General features: G+C 61.8%; 1 protein-coding gene. It reads right to left on the bottom strand.

Translation table 11 applies throughout. The features are described 5' to 3' along the window. Window positions 1–282 (bottom strand): biotin/lipoyl-containing protein (locus EOA29_RS40695; RefSeq protein WP_348628958.1); only part of this gene is annotated, 282 nt, incomplete at its 3' end. Window positions 283–398: the final 116 nt, after the last annotated feature.

The following is a 398-nucleotide window of genomic DNA, read 5'->3' on the forward strand; positions in this document are numbered from 1 at the left end:
CTCTTCGCCGACGCCTTCGCCGGCCTTGTCGACGTCTTCGCCATCGACCGCAAGCACGGCGATCACCGCATTGACCTTGACGCCTTCGGTGCCGGCGGGAACCACGATCTTGGCCAGCGTGCCTTCGTCGACGGCTTCGACTTCCATCGTTGCCTTGTCGGTTTCGATCTCGGCGATCACGTCACCGGCGACGACCTTGTCGCCCTCGTTCTTCAGCCATTTGGAAAGATTGCCCTCTTCCATCGTCGGGGAAAGCGCGGGCATGAGAATTTCGATCGGCATGTCCTTGCCCTCTCCTTAGAGTACGATGTCGGTCCAGAGCTCGGACGGATCCGGCTCGGCGTCGTTCTGGGCGAATTCGGCGGCGTCGGCGACGATGTCGCGGACTTCCTTGTCGA

This window comes from Mesorhizobium sp. M1E.F.Ca.ET.063.01.1.1, assembly GCF_003998155.1.
Lineage (GTDB): Bacteria > Pseudomonadota > Alphaproteobacteria > Rhizobiales > Rhizobiaceae > Mesorhizobium.